Genomic DNA, 18872 nt, shown 5'->3' on the forward strand with positions numbered 1-18872 from the left:
GCCGTGTTCCGCGTGCTCTTCTACCACCCCGAGATCCCGCCCAACACCGGCAACGCGATCCGCCTCGCCGCCAACACCGGCTGCGAACTGCACCTGGTCGAACCACTCGGCTTCACGCTGGAAGACAAGCAGCTGCGCCGCGCCGGCCTCGACTACCACGACCTCGCGCGGGTCCGCGTGCACGCCGACCTCGACGCCGCGTGGCACGCGCTGCTGCCGGCGAAGGTGTACGCGTTCAGCGCCAAGGCCACCCGCCTGTACACCGACGTCGCCTACGAGCCCGGCGACGTGCTGCTGTTCGGCCCGGAGTCCGAAGGCCTGCCCGACGAGGTCCAGCGGGCCCCGGAGATCACCGACCGCGTACGGCTGCCCATGCTGCCGACGAGCCGTTCCCTGAACCTGGCCAACACCGCGGCCATCACGCTGTACGAAGCCTGGCGGCAGAACGGGTTCGCCCTGCCGCCAGGTACCTGACTACGGGAGTCTTTGCCCGATCAGCAGCGCCGCGGCCGCGCCGATCATCAGCACGAGCGTGCCGACGACGACCCAGGGTTTGCTGGCGTCGGCGTTCTTGAGCTCGTAGCCGATCTGCTCGCCCAGGTCGGCGTAGACCTTCTTCAGCTCGTCCGCGCTGGCCGCCTTGTAGAAGTCGCCGCCGGACAGGTGCGCGATCTCCTTCAGCGAATCGTCGTCGACGCGGACGTCCTGCGGTTTGCCCTCGATGTCGACCGAACCGTGGGTGGTACCGAACGAGATCGACGAGATGGGCATCTGCGCCTGCTTCGCCGCCTGCGCCGCGGTGTACGCGCCGCGTGGGGCGTACAGGTCCTCGGGCACGGTCTGCTTGCCGTCGCTCATCAGCACGATGCGCGCGGGCGGCGGGCCGTCCGCCCCGCCGACCACGGCGGAGAAGCTCTCGATCGACTGCATTGCCGCGAAAATGCCTTCGCCCGTGGCCGTCGACTGCGCGAGCTTCAGGTTGTCGATCGCCTTCACGACACCGGCGCGGTCGGTCGTCGGGTTGACGAGCACGGTCGCGGTGCCGGCGAAGGAGATCAGGCCCAGGTTGATGCCCGGCGTCATGTTCTCGGCGAACTGCTTGGCCGCGTCCTGCGCCGCCTTCAACCGGTTGGGCGCGACGTCGGTCGCCTCCATCGACAGCGACACGTCGATCACGAGCATCACGGTCGCCCGGTTGCGCGGCACCTTCTGCTCGGCCGTCGGCCCGGCCAGCGCCACGGTGAGCACCAGCAGCGACAGCACGATCAGCACCGCGGGCAGGTGCCGGATCCAGCCCTGCGTCTTCGGCGCGACCTTGTCCAGCAGCTCCAGGTTCGCGAACCGCATCACGCGCTTGCGCCGGGCCCGCTGGGCCAGCACGTACGCGACGGCGACGGCCGCCACCAGGATCAGCAGCAGGAACCACCACGGCGAGGTGAACCCCGTCAGGCTCACGCGATCACCTCGCCCCGGTCCGAGGCGCCGAGGGCCGCGCGCGAGGGCCTCGCGCACGCCGCGACTTCAGCCCGAAACACAGCGCCTGGAAACACAGCGCCTCGAAACACAGCGCCGAACCGGGCGGCTCCCGGCCGGCGAGCGTGGCCGAGCGGTCCCTTCGCGTACTGGCTCACGCGGCACCTCCCGACCAGCGGCGCTTGCGGGCCACGACGAACCGGACCATGTCGGCGATCCAGTCCGAGTCGGTGCGCAGCACCAGGTGGGCCGCCCCGGCGCGGCGCAGACCGGCCGCGACCTCTTGGCGGTGGGCGTGCGCCGCGGCGCCGAACTCCTTGCGCAGCAAGGCGGAAGCGTGCACTTCGCGCTGTTTCCCTGTCTCCGGGTCGGCCAGCACGACGGTGCCCACGTCGGGCAGGTCGACGTCGCGCGGGTCGAGGACTTCGATGGCGATGAGCTCGTGGCGCCCGCCGAGCGCCCGCAGCGGCCGCTGCCAGTCCGTGGGCCCCAGGAAGTCCGAGATCACCACGGCCAGCCCGCGCCGCCGCGGCGGGCGGCGCAGCTGCTCCAGCGCGTCGGCCAGGTCGCCGCGCACGCCTTCGGGTGCCCGCGGGGTCTCGGCCAGCCGGCGGATCAGGCCGCGCGCGTGGGCGAGCCCGCCGCGCGCCGGGAGGCGGTTCACGCCCTCACCGTTGGACACGAGCGCCCCGATGCGGTTGCCGCCCCCGCCGGTGAGGTGGGCGACGGCGGCCGTCGCGCACACGACGAGGTCGCGTTTTTCACACAGGGCGGTGCCGAAGTCGAGGCTCGCGGACAGATCCGCGACCACCCACGTCTCCAGCTCGCGGTCGGCGACCGTCTCGCGGATGTGCGGGGTGGTCGTGCGGGCCGTGACGGCCCAGTCCATCCGCCGCACGTCGTCGCCCGGCTGGTACGGCCGTGCCTCCCCCGGCTCCGAACCCGGTCCCGGCACGAGCCCGAGGTGGTTGCCCTGCAACAGCCCGTCGAGCCGGCGGCGGACGTCGAGCTCCAGCGTGCGCAGGCCCGCCTCGAGGCGGTCGCCGCGCAGCACCGGTGGCGCCCACGCCGGGCGTTGGTCCTTCTGCGCCTTGCCAGCCACGCCGCTACCTGACGGGGGCGCCCGCCGGCACCGGCCCGCTGCCGCCCTGCGGGCGGGCCGAGACCTGCGGCAGCGGCACGGTCTGCAGCACGCGGGTGATGATGTGGTCCACGGGCACCCCGTCGGCCAGCGCGTCGTAGGACAGCACGAGCCGGTGGCGCAGCACGTCGGGCACCACGTCGACCACGTCCTGCGGCAGCACGTAGTCGCGGCCGCGGACCAGCGCGAGCGCGCGGGCGGCGGCGATGATGCCGAGGCTCGCGCGCGGCGAGGCGCCGTAGGACACCCAGCCGGCGACGTCGGCGAGGCCGTGGTCGTTGGGCGTGCGCGTGGTGAGCACGAGCCGCACCACGTAGTCGACCAGCGCGTGGTGCACGAAGACCTGCGAGGCCACACCCTGCAGGCGCACCAGCTCGGCCGGGCTCAGCACCTCGTGCGGCACGGGCGGGGTGACGCCCATGCGGTAGATGATCTCGCGCTCTTCCTCGGCGGTCGGGTACTCGACCACGATCTTGAACAGGAAGCGGTCGCGCTGCGCTTCCGGCAGCGGGTACACGCCTTCGTTCTCGATCGGGTTCTGCGTGGCGAGCACGAGGAACGGATCCGGCATCGGGAAGGTCTCGCCGCCGATGGACACGTGCCGCTCGGCCATGACCTCCAGCATCGCCGACTGCACCTTCGCGGGCGCGCGGTTGATCTCGTCGGCGAGCACGAAGTTGGCGACGACCGGGCCGAGTTCCACGTCGAAGCGCTCGGCGCCCTGCCGGTAGATCCGCGTGCCGAGGATGTCGGCCGGCACCAGGTCGGGCGTGAACTGCACGCGGGAGAACGAACCGCCGACCACCCGCGCGAAGGTCTCCACGGCCAGGGTCTTCGCGACCCCGGGCACGCCTTCGAGCAGCAGGTGCCCCTTCGCCAGCAACCCGACGAGCATGCGCTCCACCAGCCGGTCCTGGCCGACGATGATGCGCTTGACCTCGAACACGGTGCGTTCCAGCAATTGGGCGTCCCGCGCCGGGGTGCCGGGCTGCTGCCCGTTCCCACCCTCGGCGTAGCCGGGCTCGGTCACTCTGCCTCCTGTGGTTCTGCTTCTGCGGGGCCTGTCGCGACCGTACTGCTTCGCAGCGCGAACCGTCCGCGCGGCACGCTGGCCCGTGACGGTAGCCAACCGCATCAGCGGTGTGACAGCTGTGAAGACGGTCTCACCCGTTGACCGGTGTCCGTTTCGCCGTTTTCACGGGTGGTCCACAGTGGACTCGTCCGGGCGCGCTAACGTCCTCCCGTGGACGACACCCTGCTCGCGGCCTACGACGCCGAAGTGCGCGCGGCCGAGCTGACCACCGCCGAGCCCGGCACCCGCCTCGAGCGCGACGGGCCGGTCGCCCGGATTTCCGGCGCTCGCCGCGGGTTCGTCGTGGGCGAGCCGGACCTCGGGGTGACGGGGCAGGAGCTGGCGGCGCTGATCGAGCGCCAGGTCCGGTTCTTCGCCGCCCGCGGTGAAGAGTTCGAGTGGAAGACCCGCGCCTACGACCGCCCGGCCGAGCTGCCGGACTGCTTGCTCGCCGCGGGGTTCGCGCCCGAGGAAACGGAAACCGTCCTCATCGCCCCGGTCGACGCCGTCACCGCGTCGGCGCCGCCATCCGCCGCGGTGACCGTGCGGGAAGCGGCCGGACGGGACGACCTGCGCCGCATCGCCGAACTCAGCGCCGCCGTCTTCGGCACTGACGCCGGCGCGGTCGCCCGCGAACTCCTGGCCCGCGCCGCCGAAGACGACGGCACCACCACCCACGTCGTCGCCGAAGCCGGCGAGCGGCTCGTCTCCGCCGCCCGCCTGGAGCTCGTCCGGGGCACCACGTTCGCCGGCCTCTGGGGCGGCGCGACCCGGCCCGAGTGGCGGGGCCGCGGGCTCTACCGGGCGCTCGTCGCCCACCGCGTGGCCGCCGCGAAAGCCCGCGGCGTGCGCTACTTGCAGGTCGACGCCCTGCCGCCGAGCCGCCCGATCCTCGAACGGCTCGGCTTCACCGCCGTGACCACCACGACGCCCTACGTCCGCCGTCCCGGCTGAGCCGCCCCGCGCTCGTCTCGGCCGAGTCGAGCCGGCCGAGGTACCAGCGGTCGAACGTCGTGCGGTCCTGCGCGCGGGCGACCGGGCCGATCCCGCCGTCGGCGGCTTCCGCACCGGCCCACACCGCGCCGCGGTCGGGCCCGGTGACGACCGGGAGGTCGTAGTGGCCGCACCCGTGGTGGGCACAACGGCAGCGTGCCCCGGGTCGCCGCTTCCTCGCGGGCGTCCAGAGTCCAGGCGAGCTCGCGCCGCTCCGACTCCGGGAGGCCGGTGAAGTCCGGCCACGGGGGTGGTGGAAGGCCGTCCGGTGCGGCAACTCGGTGCGCAGATCCACCTGGTCGTGGCCCCGCCACTGGTCGCTGGCGAACTCGCGCCGCCCGTTCGCACGCCGGACCCCGAACAACCCTTAGCCGGGCCCGGCGCCACGGCGCCGACCTCGAGCAGGAAACCGCGGTACTCCCCAGGCAGCTGAGCGCCGAACTGCGCTTCGACCGCGGCTGCCTCGCGTTCGCTCAGCACCGGATCGAGCCGGAACCGGTGCTCCGGCGCGCCGAACACCGAAGCGGCGTCGCCGCGGCGAGCCAGGTGCGCGAACGCTCACGCACCCCGCCCCAGGTCACGGGGCGAGCCTCCGACGTCAGCCGATCAGCCGGGTCGCGTAGGGCATGATGCCGCCGTAGCGGACGGCAGTCACGCGGACGTACGAGCCGGACTCCGGGGCCTCCACCATCTGCCCGCCGCCGAGGTACAGGGCGACGTGGTGGATGCCGCCGGAGCCGCCGTAGAAGAGCATGTCGCCGCGGCGCATCTGGGACAGCGGGACGTGGCGGCCGGAGGTGTACTGGTAGCCGCTGTAGTGCGGGAGGGCCCGGACGCCGGCGAAGGCGTAGATCATCAGGCCCGAGCAGTCGAAGCCGATCTTGCGGTAGTCACCGTACATGTCGGCGACGCCGCCGTCGTGGATGCCGCGGGTGGGGCCGCTGCCGTTGCCGCCACCCCACGCGTACGGGCGGCCCAGCTGCGACAGCGCCCGCGCGATCACGGCCTCGATCGACGACCCCGCCGCCGGCGACGGACGCCCGCCTCCCCCGCCACCGCTCGACGGGTGCCTGGCCAGAGCGGCCTGCCGGGCGCGTTCCTCGTCTTCGCGCTGCTTCTGCGCGAGCCAGTCCTGGTAGCGCTGCCGCTGCCCCTGCAGGCCGTTGACCTTGGACTGCGCCGTGTAGAGCTGCTGCTCCACGGCGGATTTGCTCGCCTCGAGCTGCTGGTTCTGCGAGGCCTGCGACTGCTGGGCCTGCACGGCCGCGGCCTGCGCCGCGTCCGCACCCGACTTGGCTTGCTTGGCCGCGTCCTGCTTCTGCTGCGCGACCTCGACGGCCTTGCGCGCGGCGGCGTCCTTGTTGGACTTCGCCGTCTGCGCCTGCTCGAGCCGGTCGAGCGCGTTGAGCCGCGAACCGCCGATGGCGTCGAGCATCTGGGCGCGCGCGAGCAGGTCCTTCGGGCTGTCGGCGGTGAGGTACGCGGCGACGGAACCGACGGTGCTGCCCTGTTCGAAACTGGCGGCGGCGAACGTCTTGAGGTCCTGGCGTGCCTTCTCGATCGCGCCCGCGGCCGCGTCGGCCTCCTTGCGCGCCGACTGCGCCGCCAGCTCGGCCTGCGCCGCGGCGTCCTGCGCGGTCTGCAGGTCGACCAGGGCTTTCATGGCCTGTTCCTGCTTCAGCTCGACGTCGTCCTGCAGCGAGCTGAGCTTCTGCTCGGCCTGCGCGAGCTGGTTGGTGAGCTTGCCGACCTCGCCGGCCTTCTCGCTGGCCGCGGCCTGGGAAGAGTCGAGCTCGGAGTCGCTCGGGTTGGGCGGGGGCGGCGGCACCGCCAGGCCCGTACCCGTTGCTCCGAACAGGACCACGAGGGCGAAAGCGCCGACGGTGAGCCCACGCCGAACGCCCGGTCTGCCGACCCGTCCACGCCGGACCACCACGACGCGCCACCTCCGCTCAGCAGCAGTGATCACACCCCGTGCCACTGCTGTCACACCACTATCACAAGCCTCAGGCGGAACTCACACACCGTAGACAGCAATTCCCCTCATCGGGGGACCCTCGGGCCGCGGCGTGTCCGAATGGCCCAGCTCACCCCGCGTGTCGTCTTGAGTTGAATACAGGACACGCGTACTGTTTGGGGCGACGGACGAGGTGTGCCATCCCGATTCCGGTCCTACGGTGGGGGTGCGCAAGACTCGGCCGTGGTCTCCCCGAAGGCCGTGGAACACACCGAACACACACCGAACTGACCCGGGACGGACGCCCGCAAAGGCGCGAGTCCACGCCACTGGAGTTAGACGTGACTGCACCTGCCAGCAAGGACAGCTTCGGCGCCAAAGACACGCTGAAGGTGGGAGACGCCTCGTACGAGGTCTTCCGCCTGAACAAGGTCGAAGGTGCCGAACGCCTGCCCTACAGCCTGAAGATCCTGCTCGAGAACCTGCTGCGCACCGAGGACGGCGCGAACATCACCGCCGACCACATCCGCGCGCTCGGCGGCTGGGACCCCAGCGCCGACCCGTCGATCGAGATCCAGTTCACGCCCGCCCGCGTGATCATGCAGGACTTCACCGGTGTGCCGTGCGTCGTCGACCTGGCCACCATGCGCGAGGCCGTCACCGACCTCGGTGGCGACCCCGACAAGGTGAACCCGCTGGCGCCGGCCGAGCTGGTCATCGACCACTCCGTGATCATCGACGTGTTCGGCCGCGCCGACGCCTTCGAGCGCAACGTCGAGATCGAATACGAGCGCAACCGCGAGCGCTACCAGTTCCTGCGCTGGGGCCAGGGCGCCTTCGACGAGTTCAAGGTCGTCCCGCCGGGCACCGGCATCGTGCACCAGGTCAACATCGAGCACCTCGCGCGCACGGTCATGGCCCGCAACGGACAGGCCTACCCCGACTCCTGCGTCGGCACCGACTCGCACACCACGATGGTCAACGGCCTGGGCGTGCTGGGCTGGGGCGTCGGCGGCATCGAGGCCGAAGCCGCCATGCTGGGCCAGCCGGTGTCGATGCTCATCCCGCGCGTCGTCGGCTTCAAGCTCACCGGCGAGATCCCCGCCGGCGTGACCGCGACCGACGTCGTGCTCACGATCACCGAGATGCTGCGCCGCCACGGCGTGGTCGGCAAGTTCGTCGAGTTCTACGGCGAGAGCGTCGCCCAGGTGCCGCTGGCCAACCGCGCCACCATCGGCAACATGAGCCCCGAGTTCGGCTCCACCGCGGCGATCTTCCCGATCGACGACGAGACCATCCGCTACCTCAAGCTCACCGGCCGCTCGGCCGAGCAGGTCGCCCTCGTGGAGACCTACGCCAAGGAGCAGGGTCTCTGGCACGACCCGGCGCACGAGGCGAACTACTCCGAGTACCTCGAACTGGACCTCTCCACCGTCGTCCCGTCGATCGCCGGCCCGAAGCGCCCGCAGGACCGCATCGAGCTGTCCGACGCGAAGTCCTCGTTCCGCAAGTCGGTGCACGACTACGCCGAGGACGAGGTCCCGACCCCGCACACCAACGTCGACGAGACCGTCGAGGAGACCTTCCCGGCCTCCGACCCGGCCGCGCTGTCGTTCGCGGACGAGTCGGCGGTGCCGGTGCACTCGGCCGCCAACGGTGCGACCGGCCGCCCGAGCAAGCCGGTCAAGGTCTCCAGCGCGGACCGCGGCGAGTTCATCCTCGACCACGGCGCCGTGGTGATCGCGTCGATCACCTCCTGCACCAACACCTCCAACCCGTCGGTGATGCTGGGCGCCGCCCTGCTCGCGCGCAACGCGGTGGACAAGGGCCTGTCGGTCAAGCCGTGGGTCAAGACGTCGATGGCGCCGGGTTCGCAGGTCGTCACGGACTACTACGAGAAGGCCGGCCTCTGGCCCTACCTGGAGAAGCTGGGTTACCACCTGGTCGGCTACGGCTGCACCACTTGCATCGGCAACTCCGGCCCGCTGCCCGAGGAGATCTCGGCCGCGGTGCAGGAGAACGACCTCACCGTCGTTTCGGTGCTCTCGGGCAACCGCAACTTCGAAGGCCGCATCAACCCCGACGTGAAGATGAACTACCTCGCGTCGCCGCCTCTGGTCATCGCGTACGCGCTGGCCGGCACGATGGACTTCGACTTCGAGCACCAGCCGCTCGGCCAGGACGGCGACGGCAACGACGTGTTCCTCAAGGACATCTGGCCCTCGCCGCAGGAGATCCAGGAGACGATCGACTCCGCGATCACGCAGGAGATGTTCTCCAAGGACTACGCCGACGTGTTCGACGGCGGCGAGCGCTGGAAGTCGCTGCCCACCCCGCAGGGCAAGACGTTCGAGTGGGACGCCGAGTCCACCTACGTGCGCAAGCCCCCGTACTTCGACGGCATGGCCGCCGAGCCGGCGCCGGTGCGGGACATCTCCGGCGCTCGCGTGCTGGCGAAGCTGGGCGACTCGGTCACCACCGACCACATCTCCCCGGCCGGCGCGATCAAGGCCGACAGCCCGGCGGGCCAGTACCTCACCGAGCACGGCATCGAGCGCAAGGACTTCAACTCCTACGGCTCGCGCCGCGGCAACCACGAGGTGATGATCCGCGGCACCTTCGCGAACATCCGGCTGCGCAACCAGCTGCTGGACGACGTGCAGGGCGGCTACACCCGCGACTTCACGCAGGAAGGCGCCCCGCAGGCGTTCATCTACGACGCCGCGCAGAACTACGCCGCCGCGGGCACCCCGCTGGTCGTGCTGGGCGGCAAGGAGTACGGCTCCGGCTCCTCGCGTGACTGGGCGGCCAAGGGCACGTCGCTGCTGGGGGTGCGCGCGGTGATCACCGAGTCGTTCGAGCGCATCCACCGCTCGAACCTCATCGGCATGGGTGTCATCCCGCTGCAGTTCCCCGACGGCGAGTCCGCCGCGTCGCTGAAGCTGGACGGCACGGAGACGTTCGACATCGCCGGCATCACCAAGCTGAACGACGGCGAGACCCCGCGCACGGTGCACGTCACGGCCACCAAGGAAGACGGCACCAAGGTCGAGTTCGACGCGACTGTCCGCATCGACACCCCGGGCGAGGCCGACTACTACCGCAACGGCGGCATCCTGCAGTACGTGCTGCGCAAGATGACCAGCGCCTGAGCCTGAACACCGCGAAGGCCGCCCCGGGACTCCGGGGCGGCCTTCGCCGTTTCCCACCGGCTCGGTCGGGCCGCCGGGGTTCAGCGGACCGGCGCGCCGGTCTTCGGGTCGAGCTTCAGCGGGCCCGCCTTCGGGTGGGCGAAGTCGAACATGCCCGTCAGGGGTGCGGCGAGCGCGTCGAACGAGCCGTCGCCGATGCGGCCGAGGTGCCAGTTGTCCTCGATGAACCGCAGCACCGACGTCTGGTCCGTCATGGTGTGGTCGACGTGGTTCACGCGGCTGTAGGGCGAGATCACGAGCAGCGGCAGGCGCGGGCCGTAACCGCAGCGGTCGGCGTAGCCGCCGAGGCGCACGGGGTGCGAGGTGCAGACGGCGGAGTCCTGCGCCGAATCGTGCGAGCCGTTGACGATCTTCGAGGGCACGTGGTCGTACCAGCCGTCGGAGTCGTCGTAGGCGAGCACGATCGCGGTGTCGCGCCAGTGCGGCGAGGCCTGGATGCGGTTGATCTCCGACACGACGAACGCCTGCTCGTCGAGCGGGTCGGAGTAGCCGGCGTGTCCGTCCTGGTAGGACGGTGCCTTGAGGAAGCTCACGGCCGGCATGGTGCCGGCGGCCAGCGCGTCGTCGAAGTCGCTCACGTCGTACTGGTGGTTGGCCTGGTCGGTCTGGCCCACGGCGGGCAGCGAACTCGGCGGCAGGTGCTTCGCGTTGGCCGTGGACTCGTAGTACTGGAACGGCTCGTGGTGCGGGCTGTAGTCCACCGCCGGGATGCCGCCGACATTGGGGTGCTGCGTGCCGCAGACCGCGTAGCCGTTCGCCGCGCCGGTGGGTTTGAAGCCGCCTTCGAACCAGCCCCACGTGACGTGACGCGCGTTGAGCAGGTCGCCGACGTTGCGGCCCTGGAACGCGCCGAGGTTGTCGGTGGCGGTGTGGTTCTTGTCGGAGCAGTCGTCGAACGCCGGGTCCGGGTCGGTGATCATCGTGCCGACGCCGTGCTCGTCGGGCGAGGCCGCCGTGTTCGGATCGACCTTCGGCTCGCCCGTCACCGAGTCGACGGGCTGCAGGCCGTGGGTCTGGCCGGAGATCAGGTTGATCGCGCCGGGGCTCGACGGGCCGAACACCGCGTCGAACGAATTGTCGCCCAGCGCGTAGTGCTGGGCGTAGTTCCACATCGCGGTGACGGTGTTGCCGTCGAAGTAGTCCATCACCAGGCCGGGTTCGCCGAAGAGCACGGGCTGGCCCGTGCACTTGTCCTTCTCGGTGTTCTCGACGAACTTGTCCATCCGCCCGCCGTTGAAGGCGGCCTGTTCCTTGTTGTAGTCGTGGGCCTGGTCGCAGGTGAGCGCCTGGCCGGGGCCGAGGCGTTTCGGGTTGTACGCGTTGGGGTTGTCGGTCAGGAGCTCGTGGTCGAGCCCGTTGACCTTCGGCGTGTGCGGTGCGGCGTGGAACGGGGTGCCGTTCTCGTTGGTGGCGGTGGGGTACGTGCCGAAGTAGTGGTCGAACGAGATGTTTTCGCCGAAGATCACCACGACGTGCTTGATCGGCGTCGCGGTCGCGAACGTCGCCGCGTCCACGGCGTGCCCGGGCACCGCCGGTGCCGCCGCGCTGCTCGCACACGCCGCCGCCAGTAACGCCGCCGCGCCCAGCGCCCCCGCGGCGAGCGCGGTCCTCCTGCTCCTGCCCACGACGTGCCCCTTCCCGTTCAGGCCAGCAACGCCCGGCCGTAGTGGTCGGCCGGGTCCGTCACGCCCGGGAGCAGGTAGAAGTACCCGCCCCCGAACGGCGAGACGTAGTCCGTGAGCGGCTCGCCTTCGAGCCGTTTCTGCACCGCCTCGAACTGGCGCTCGAGGTCGCGCTGGTAACACGTGAACACCAGGCCCATGTCGAGGTTGCCGTTGGTGTCCACGCCGAGGTCGTAGTTCATCGCGCGGCGCAGCAGCCGCTCGTCGCCGGTCTGCGGGGTGCGCGGGTTGGCCAGGCGGATGTGGCTGGTCAGCGGGATCACGGTGCCGACGGGATCTTCGGCGTAGCGCGGTTCGTCGTGCTCCTCGGCGCCGTCGAGCGGGGCTCCGGTGTCGCGGCGGCGGCCGATCATGTTCTCCTGCTCGGCCAGCGCAACGCGGTCCCAGAACTCCACGAGCATGCGGATCAGCCGCACCACCTGGTAGCTGCCGCCGTCGTCGGTCCACACGAGACGGTCCGCGTCGGCCGGCTGGGGGTTGGCGGTGCCGTCCTTGAACCCGAGCAGGTTGCGCGGGGCGCCGGCCGGGCGCGGCGGTGAGGTGAAGCCGTCGATCTTCCAGCGCACCTGCATCCCCCCGCGGGTGGCGCGAGTCAGGTCGCGCAGAGCGTGCAGCACGGTGTCGGGTTCGGCCGCCGACAGCACCACGCTGAGGTCACCGTGACACCAGCGCTCCTCGAGCGCGTCGTCGGGGAACACCGGCATCGGCTTGAGCTTCGCGGGTTTGCGCGCGGCGAGGCCGTAGCGGTCGTCGAACAGCGACGAGCCCACGCCGACGAGCACCGCCAGTTCCGCCGCCGGCACCTCGGGCCCGAGCACGCCGGAGTCGGCGGGCGGTCCGGTGATGCCGAGCGCGGCCGGCGCGCCGCCCGCGGTGAGGGAAGCAGCGCGGTCCGTCAGCTCGCGCAGCAGGTCGGTCAGCTCCCCGCGGTTCTCGGCGACCACGTCGAACGCCGCCACCACCGAGTGCCGCGCCGGTTCGCTCAGCACCGCGGCCTGGCGCGGGCCGTGGAACGGCACCGGCATCGCCGCCGACGCGCTCCCGCCGAGGCCTACCAGTCCCGCGCCCGCTCCGGCGGCCGCCGCGCCACGCAGGAACGCGCGCCGCCCGAGCGTCACGACACCCTCCTCGGTTCGGCGATCGCCGCGATGGGGGCGAGGCGTTCGGTGAGCTCGGCGACGTCGGCGTCGATCTTCTCGCGCCGGGTCCGGTCGAGGGCGGTCAACGCCGTGCTCCCGGCCGCGCGCAGGTCGCGCTCGGTGCGGTCGAGCCAGGCGTCGAGGCCGGGCAGGCCCGTGAACCGGGACGCGAGCAGGGGCCGGAGCACGTCGAGCACCGCGCGGGTGCCGGTGACGTTGGCCAGTGCCGTCGCGAAGGTGGTGTGGCTGCCGTAGTCGGTGCGGCCGGTGAGCTCGAACTGCAGGGTGTTCTCCGCGATCTCGTGGGCGCGCAGGGGCAGGTCGTTCTGGTCGATCTGGGCGTCGGCGAAGTCGGCGCGCAGCTGGTTGACGGCGGCGTCGATCCGCGTCGCGACGGGCTCGAGCGCGGCGAGGTCTTCGTTGTGCCACAAGCCGTTCTCGAGCCGGTGGAAGCCCGTGAAACCCGGGTCCGCGGCTCCGCCGGGCAGGCCCGCGGTGGTGCCGTTGAGCTCGCCGTCGGCGTCGCCGAACGCGTCGTAAGCCGCGCCGAGGCGTTCGTAGGTGAGGTGCGCGGTGAGCCACGCCCGCTGCGCCGAGGCCCGGTCTCCACTGTGGACGGCCCGCGCCAGCTGCGCTGTCTGCGCGGCGAGTGTGGCGAGCCCGTCGGTCACGTAGGCGTGGTACTTCTTCAGCGGTTCCAGCAGGTCCGCGTTCGTCACGGGCACCACCGCCGGTCCGGGCCGCTTCGCTCCCCCGCTGACCTTGACGGCCGGCCCCACGAAGGGGGTGCCGTCGTCGGGGGCGCACCGCACCGCGTAGGCGCCGTCGGCCAGGTTCACCGGCATCGCGCGGGTCGTGCCGGCGCCGACGCCTTCGAGTTCTCCGTACACCGCGCCCGTGGCGGGGTCGATGAGCTCGACCTCCAGCGTCACCGCGGAGTCGTTGCGCACCTGGAGCGTCTGGGGCCCCGGACGAGGCGCCGCCCACCCGTTGCCGCACCCGGAACGCGAGACGACGATCGGCCCAGCGGCGACCGGTTCCCCCGGCCGGTTGACCGCGGCGACCACCACCCCGCCGCCGACCACGACGAGGCCGGCCCACGCCACCCAGCGCCGGCTGCCCCCGTGGTGCCCCACCGGCAACTCCCCTCAGGTGAACTTCTGGCGAACACTTTCACGTATCCGCACACACCTGACAAGAGCTCTGTCCCGTTATGCCCGATTCTTGTCGGCCGTCCTGCCCGGGTGGGTCAGCGCCGGGACAGGACGAACACCGGCAGCGGCCGCGCCGCCGCCGCGCGTTCCATGTCGTAGCCCGGCCAGAAGGCGAGCAGTTCCGACCACATGCGGTCGTACTCCGCGCCTTCCAGCTCGCGGGCCTTGACCTCCACGACCCGGCCCCGGATGGCCACCGTGGCCTTCGGGTCGGCGCGCAGGTTGTAGGTCCACGCCGGGTTCCTCCGCCGCCCCCAGTTCGAACCGGTCAGCACGAAGTCTTCGCCGTGCGGGAAGTACAGCAGGTTCGTGCTGCGGGGCAGGCCGCTCTTGCGCCCGGTCGTGGTCAGGCGCAGCGACGGCAGGCCCGCGATGCCGACGAGGCTCACCCGGCCGCCGAAGAAGCGGTGCAGCCGCTGGTCGGTCCAGATGATGGCGCGGGACAACGTCATCACCCACGGCTGCGTGCCGAGCTTGCGGGCGAGCGGCTCGAGAGGGTTACGCACGCACCGATCTTGCCAAACTCACCCCGAACCGCTGCTGGGAGTCCGTCCACCAGCGTTCGACGGCGAACCCGGCGGCCGCCAGCTCCGCCTCGACGCCGCTGCGCCGGAACTTCGCGGAGATCTCCGTGCGGATGTGCTCACCCTCGGCGAAGTGCACCGAGAGGTCCGCGCCGGGGACGTCGACGGTGACCTCGCGCCGCGCGCGCAGCCACATCTCGATCCACTCGTGCTCCTCGTCCCAGTGGGACACGTGCTCGAACGCGTCGACGTCGAAGTTCGCGCCCAGGCCCTCGTTGATCACGCGCAGCACGTTGCGGTTGAACGCCGCCGTGACGCCGGCCGCGTCGTCGTAGGCGCGTTCGAGGGTCTCGCGGTCCTTCACGAGGTCGGTGCCCAGCAGCAGCCACTCCCCCTCGTCGAGCACCTCGCGCACCGAACTCAGGAAGGCCGCGCGCTCCTCGGGCAGGAAGTTGCCGATGGTGCCGCCGAGGAACGCCACGACGCGCGGCGCCGTGCCGGGCAGCAGCTGCAGGTGCTGGGTGAAGTCGCCGACGACGCCGCGCACCTCGAGCTTCGGGTAGTCGGCCGCGATCGCCTCGGCCGCGTCGGCCAGCGCCGACTCCGACACGTCCAGCGGTACGAACGATTCCAGCGTGCCGTGGGCGGTGAGCGCGTCGAGCAGGAGCCGCGTCTTTTCGCTCGAGCCCGAACCCAGCTCGACGAGCGTGTGCGCGTCGGTGAGCCGGGCGACGTCGCCGGCGCGCGCGGCGAGGATCTCGCGCTCGCTGCGGGTCGGGTAGTACTCGGGCAGCTCGGTGATCTTCTCGAACAGCTCGCTGCCCTCGGCGTCGTAGAACCACTTGGGCGGCAACCACTTCTGCTTCGCCGTCAGGCCCGCGCGCACGTCGGCGCGCAGTTCGCCCGCGACGTCGCGGCGATGGCTTTCGAGATCCACGTCGGTCATGAGGCGGTGCTCCGATCGGAGGTCAGGGGAATCACGTCGGTCACGCCACGGCGGATCCGCACGGCGTGGTAGTCGGGCACGGCGGTCCACGCCGGGTCCGGGTCGTACGGTTCGGACGCGAGCACCACGCCGCCCGCCGTCGAGCGCATCGACAGCGAGTGCGTCCACGTGGTGCCGATCAGCGTCTCGCCGTCGGTCAGCAGGAAGTTGAGCCGCGAAGCCGGTGCCGCGGCCTCGACCTCGCCGATGAGGTCGGTGACCGCGGTCAGCGGGTCGGCGCCCGCCCGAAGCCGGGCGCGCAGCAGTGCCCACAGCAGCGCCGAGTCGGTCGGCGCCTCCAGCGTCAGCAGTTCGGTGACGTCGAGCGCCTTCGCCAGCCCGGCCACCGATCCGGGCCAGCCGCGCACGACACCGTTGTGGCTGAACAGCCACCGCCCGTCGGTGAACGGGGCCGCGGCCGCCTCGGTCACCGGCATCCCGGTGGTGCCGTTGCGGACCGCGGCCACGAACGCCGTGGTCCGGACCGACGCGGCCAGCGCGGGCAGCGTGGCGTCCGTCCACAGCGGAGACTGGCGGCGGTAGCGCTGCGGCGCGCCGCCCGGCTCGGGGTACCAGCCGAGGCCGAAGCCGTCGGCGTTGACCGAACCGCCACCGCGCATGTCGCGCGGCGCGTACGACTGCACGAGCAGCGCGTGCGGAGCGGTGAACACCGGCTCGGCCGGTGAGACGGGCGCGCCGAGGTACGCGAGGTGCCGGCACACGCCGCTAGCTCACCTCGCCGGGCCGGGGATCGCGGGCGCAGCGGAAGCCGGAGAAGATCTGCCGCCGGATCGGGTAGTCCCAGTTGCGGAACGTCCCCCGGATCGCCGCCGCGTCGGTGCCGAACGAGCCGCCGCGCAGCACCTTGTACTCCGGGCCGAAGAACACCTCCGAGTACTCGCGGTACGGGAACGACGCGAAGCCCGGGTAACCGTGGAAATCGGTGCTCGTCCACTCCCACACGTCGCCGATCAGCTGGTGGATCCCCAGCGGCGACGCACCGGCCGGGTACGCGCCGGCTTCGGCCGCGCGCAGGTGCCGCTGGCCGAGGTTGGCGTGGTCGGCCGCCGGTTCCTCGTCGCCCCACGGGAAGCGGCGCGAGCGCCCGGTCGCCGGGTCGTGGCGGGCCGCCTTCTCCCACTCCGCCTCGGTGGGCAGGCGCTTGCCCGCCCACGCCGCGAACGCCTCGGCTTCGTAGTACGACACGTGCACAACGGGCTCGTTCACCGGCACCGGCTCGCGCACCCCGAACCGGGTGCGCCACCAGCCGTCCGGCTCGCGGTGCCAGAACCGCGGCGCGGTGATGTCGTGCTCCTGCTGGTAGGTCCAACCGGCGTCGCTCCAGAAGCGGCGCTGGTCGTAACCACCGGATTCGAGGAACTCGACGTACGCACCGCACGTGACCGGGGTGGTGTCGAGGAAGAACGCGGGCACGTCGACCTCGTGGGCCGGGCGTTCGTTGTCCAGCGCCCACGGCTCGGCCGTCGTGCCCATCGTGAACCGGCCGCCCGGCACGAGCGCCTCGGCGGGCAGCCGCCGCGTCGGCGCGGCGGGCGGCTCCGGGGCGTGGAGCACCGGCTCACCCTGGCGCAACTGGTGCGTGGCCAGCATGGTCTCGTCGTGCTGCTGCTCGTGCTGGGTGATCATGCCGAACGCGAACGCGCTCTCGGTGAGCCGCCGGCCCTCCAGCGGCGCCTTCTCCAGCACGTCGAACGCCTTCTCGCGGACCTCGCGCACATACGCGCGGGCCTCGGCCGGGCCCAGCAGCGGCAGGTCCGGTCGGTCGGCGCGCTTGTGCTGGAACGCGTCGTAGAGGTCGTCGATGTCCGGGCGCAGCGGTTCGCGGCCGCCGACGTCTCGGACGAGCCACAGCTCCTCCTGGCTGCCGATGTGCGCGAGGTCCCAGACCAGCGGCGACATGAGCTTCGAGTGCTGGCGCACCAGGTCCTCGTCGTCGACGGCGTCGGTGAGGGCGACGCTGCGGGCCCGCGCCCGCGTGAGGGCTTCGGCCGCGTGGGCCCGCAAGTCCTGCGGGCTCAGCTCGAGCAGCGGGTTGTGCTCGGGGGTGACGCTCATCGCTGGTGACTCCTCGATCCGTTCACGCGTGCGCGCACGCTTTCGGTGATCTCGGTGGTGGTTTCGGTGTCCAGACCGGTGGTCCCCAGCTCGGTGATCCCGAGCTCCACCAGGTCCTTGGCGACAGCGGCGATGCTGTCGTCCTGCAGCCCGGAGCGGGCCGCGTCGGCCCAGCGGCCCGCGACCGGCGCGCACAGCTCGCGGACTTCGTCCACTGTGGACGGACGGGCGAGCAGCGCCGAGACGAGGGCGACCGGGGCCAGCCACTCCCCCGGCGGCTGCGCGTCGAGGTAGCGGATCTCGAGGTACCCGTGGGGCCGCACCGGCGTGAACATCGTGGTGAGGTGGTAGTCGAGATCCTCGTCGGTCGGCGGGCTCAGGACCGCGGCCGCGCCGCGGCCGCGGATCCAGTCGGCGAACGTCAGGCCGTCGGGCGCGTCCCACGGCCGGTCGCCGCGGGGCAGCACCATGAGCGGCGTGTCCATCATCCGCCGCCCCCAGCCGGCGGCCGGATCGGGCCCGGGGTCGGCCGCGCGCGTGCGGACCGCCTCCGTGTCCATCACCGCGAGCCAGCGCGCGGACTCGGCGCCGGAGTCCCGGCCGGCGTGCACCCGGGAGTTCGCGAAGGCCGCCAGCAGCGGCGGGCCCATGAGGTGCGCCGCCGCCCAGCGGGCGGCCACGTCTTCGCCCTCTCCGACGTCGACGCAGATCTGCAGCCCGGCGGTGCTGCACATCATGGTGATCCCGCCCTCGCCGAGCGGCGCGAACCGCCGCTCCATCGCGGCGTAGCGGGGGGTGTGCAGCACCCGCCGCGGCGGGCGGTGCGCGTCGATACCCGACTCGCCGAGCACGAGACCGTGGCGGGCGAGGAGGGTGGTGAGAAAGGAGAGGTCGGCCGAAGCGACTGCGTTCAGCTCACGCAGTGAGGCCTGGGGAAGGGTGGAGATCTCCACCTGGCAACCGGGCTCGAGACTCACGGGAGAGCCTCCGGGGAGCGGGGCTGCGGGACTGTCGGGGCGCAAAGTCCGCGGGGTGTGCGGACCCAGTGCCGTGGCCAGGACATCGGGATCGAGCGGGCGGGCCGGGTCCTCGGTGTGGTGCACCGTGAACTCGAGTTCCACGCCCAGCAGTCTCGGTGGGCCGTGCTTGAAGCACACCGAGGCGACGTACGCCTCCCCGGCCGCGCGGTCGGCGAGCACCCGCGCAGTCAGGTTCGACGCACTTCCGGACTTCTCCGGAAAATCGTGCACCGCAGTCATCGTTCGCCGTCCGATCGAAGGAGGTCCCTGGGGTGGGACCTCGTGCCTTCGGACGCTACACGCGGGGTCCGACAAAATCAGGGCCTCGCCGCCGCGCACGGCATTCACAAGAATCTCGTAAGGACTGCTGACCTGCGTGTTCACC

The 18872-nt window shown here is 71.8% G+C and carries 15 protein-coding genes; 3 read left to right on the forward strand and 12 right to left on the reverse strand.

All coding sequences use genetic code 11. The features are described 5' to 3' along the window. The first annotated feature begins 3 nt into the window (after positions 1-3). Positions 4-474 (forward strand): tRNA (cytidine(34)-2'-O)-methyltransferase, encoded by a 471-nt coding sequence (locus ACIA77_RS06115; protein WP_395884685.1) that lies wholly within the window; start codon positions 4-6, stop codon positions 472-474. Here ACIA77_RS06115 and ACIA77_RS06120 read toward each other — a convergent pair whose 3' ends face one another. From ACIA77_RS06120 to ACIA77_RS06130, 3 genes are all read right to left on the reverse strand, one after another. Next, positions 475-1455 (reverse strand): VWA domain-containing protein, encoded by a 981-nt coding sequence (locus ACIA77_RS06120; RefSeq protein ID WP_395884686.1) that lies wholly within the window; start codon positions 1453-1455, stop codon positions 475-477. It lies immediately after the preceding gene. 172 nt (positions 1456-1627) lie between these two features. Then, a complete protein-coding gene (locus ACIA77_RS06125; protein WP_395884687.1) occupies positions 1628-2575 on the reverse strand; it encodes a DUF58 domain-containing protein in 948 nt (315 codons plus the stop codon). Between the two features lie 4 nt (positions 2576-2579). Next, entirely contained in the window at positions 2580-3644 is a 1065-nt protein-coding gene (locus tag ACIA77_RS06130; RefSeq protein ID WP_395884688.1) for an AAA family ATPase, read from the reverse strand. Between the two features lie 213 nt (positions 3645-3857). On the opposite strand from ACIA77_RS06130, the gene ACIA77_RS06135 reads away from it, so the two are divergent. Continuing rightward, entirely contained in the window at positions 3858-4640 is a 783-nt protein-coding gene (locus ACIA77_RS06135) for a GNAT family N-acetyltransferase (RefSeq protein ID WP_395884689.1), read from the forward strand. Positions 4641-5277: 637 nt separating this feature from the next. On the opposite strand, the gene ACIA77_RS06140 is transcribed toward ACIA77_RS06135, so the two are convergent. Beyond that, positions 5278-6612 carry an NlpC/P60 family protein gene (locus ACIA77_RS06140; RefSeq protein ID WP_395884994.1) on the reverse strand — a complete coding sequence of 445 codons (1335 nt, stop codon included), beginning with the start codon at positions 6610-6612 and terminating at the stop codon, positions 5278-5280. 365 nt (positions 6613-6977) lie between these two features. Between ACIA77_RS06140 and ACIA77_RS06145 the strand changes: the two genes are divergently transcribed. Next, positions 6978-9788 carry an aconitate hydratase gene (locus tag ACIA77_RS06145; protein WP_395884690.1) on the forward strand — a complete coding sequence of 937 codons (2811 nt, stop codon included), beginning with the start codon at positions 6978-6980 and terminating at the stop codon, positions 9786-9788. An 80-nt stretch (positions 9789-9868) separates the two neighbouring features. On the opposite strand, the gene ACIA77_RS06150 is transcribed toward ACIA77_RS06145, so the two are convergent. The 8 genes from ACIA77_RS06150 to ACIA77_RS06185 all read right to left on the reverse strand — a co-directional run bounded on the left by ACIA77_RS06150 (position 9869) and on the right by ACIA77_RS06185 (position 18727). Next, a complete protein-coding gene (locus ACIA77_RS06150) occupies positions 9869-11473 on the reverse strand; it encodes a phospholipase C (protein WP_395884691.1) in 1605 nt (534 codons plus the stop codon). 17 nt (positions 11474-11490) lie between these two features. Next, positions 11491-12648, reverse strand: coding sequence for a Dyp-type peroxidase (locus ACIA77_RS06155; protein WP_395884692.1), 1158 nt, complete (start codon positions 12646-12648; stop codon positions 11491-11493). Then, complete coding sequence (locus ACIA77_RS06160; RefSeq protein WP_395884693.1) at positions 12645-13805, reverse strand: EfeM/EfeO family lipoprotein; 1161 nt, start codon at positions 13803-13805, stop codon at positions 12645-12647. The genes ACIA77_RS06155 and ACIA77_RS06160 overlap by 4 nt, the downstream gene beginning before the upstream one ends. 113 nt (positions 13806-13918) lie before the next feature. Then, on the reverse strand, positions 13919-14389 hold the full coding sequence (locus tag ACIA77_RS06165; RefSeq protein ID WP_395884694.1) for a nitroreductase family deazaflavin-dependent oxidoreductase: 471 nt from the start codon (positions 14387-14389) through the stop codon (positions 13919-13921). Beyond that, the gene (gene egtD / locus ACIA77_RS06170) at positions 14382-15353 is read right to left on the reverse strand and encodes an L-histidine N(alpha)-methyltransferase (protein WP_395884695.1); all 972 of its coding nucleotides are present in this window, start codon (positions 15351-15353) and stop codon (positions 14382-14384) included. Before egtD ends, ACIA77_RS06165 begins: the two co-directional genes overlap by 8 nt. Then, the gene (gene egtC, locus ACIA77_RS06175) at positions 15350-16114 is read right to left on the reverse strand and encodes an ergothioneine biosynthesis protein EgtC (RefSeq protein ID WP_395884696.1); all 765 of its coding nucleotides are present in this window, start codon (positions 16112-16114) and stop codon (positions 15350-15352) included. The genes egtD and egtC overlap by 4 nt, the downstream gene beginning before the upstream one ends. 4 nt (positions 16115-16118) lie before the next feature. Then, positions 16119-17468, reverse strand: coding sequence for an ergothioneine biosynthesis protein EgtB (gene egtB / locus ACIA77_RS06180; RefSeq protein ID WP_395884697.1), 1350 nt, complete (start codon positions 17466-17468; stop codon positions 16119-16121). After that, positions 17465-18727, reverse strand: a complete 1263-nt coding sequence (locus ACIA77_RS06185) for a glutamate-cysteine ligase family protein (protein ID WP_395884698.1) — start codon at positions 18725-18727, stop codon at positions 17465-17467. The genes egtB and ACIA77_RS06185 overlap by 4 nt, the downstream gene beginning before the upstream one ends. Between the last annotated feature and the right edge of the window lie 145 nt (positions 18728-18872).

The sequence above is a fragment of the Amycolatopsis sp. NPDC051903 genome, assembly GCF_044452505.1.
GTDB lineage: Bacteria > Actinomycetota > Actinomycetes > Mycobacteriales > Pseudonocardiaceae > Amycolatopsis.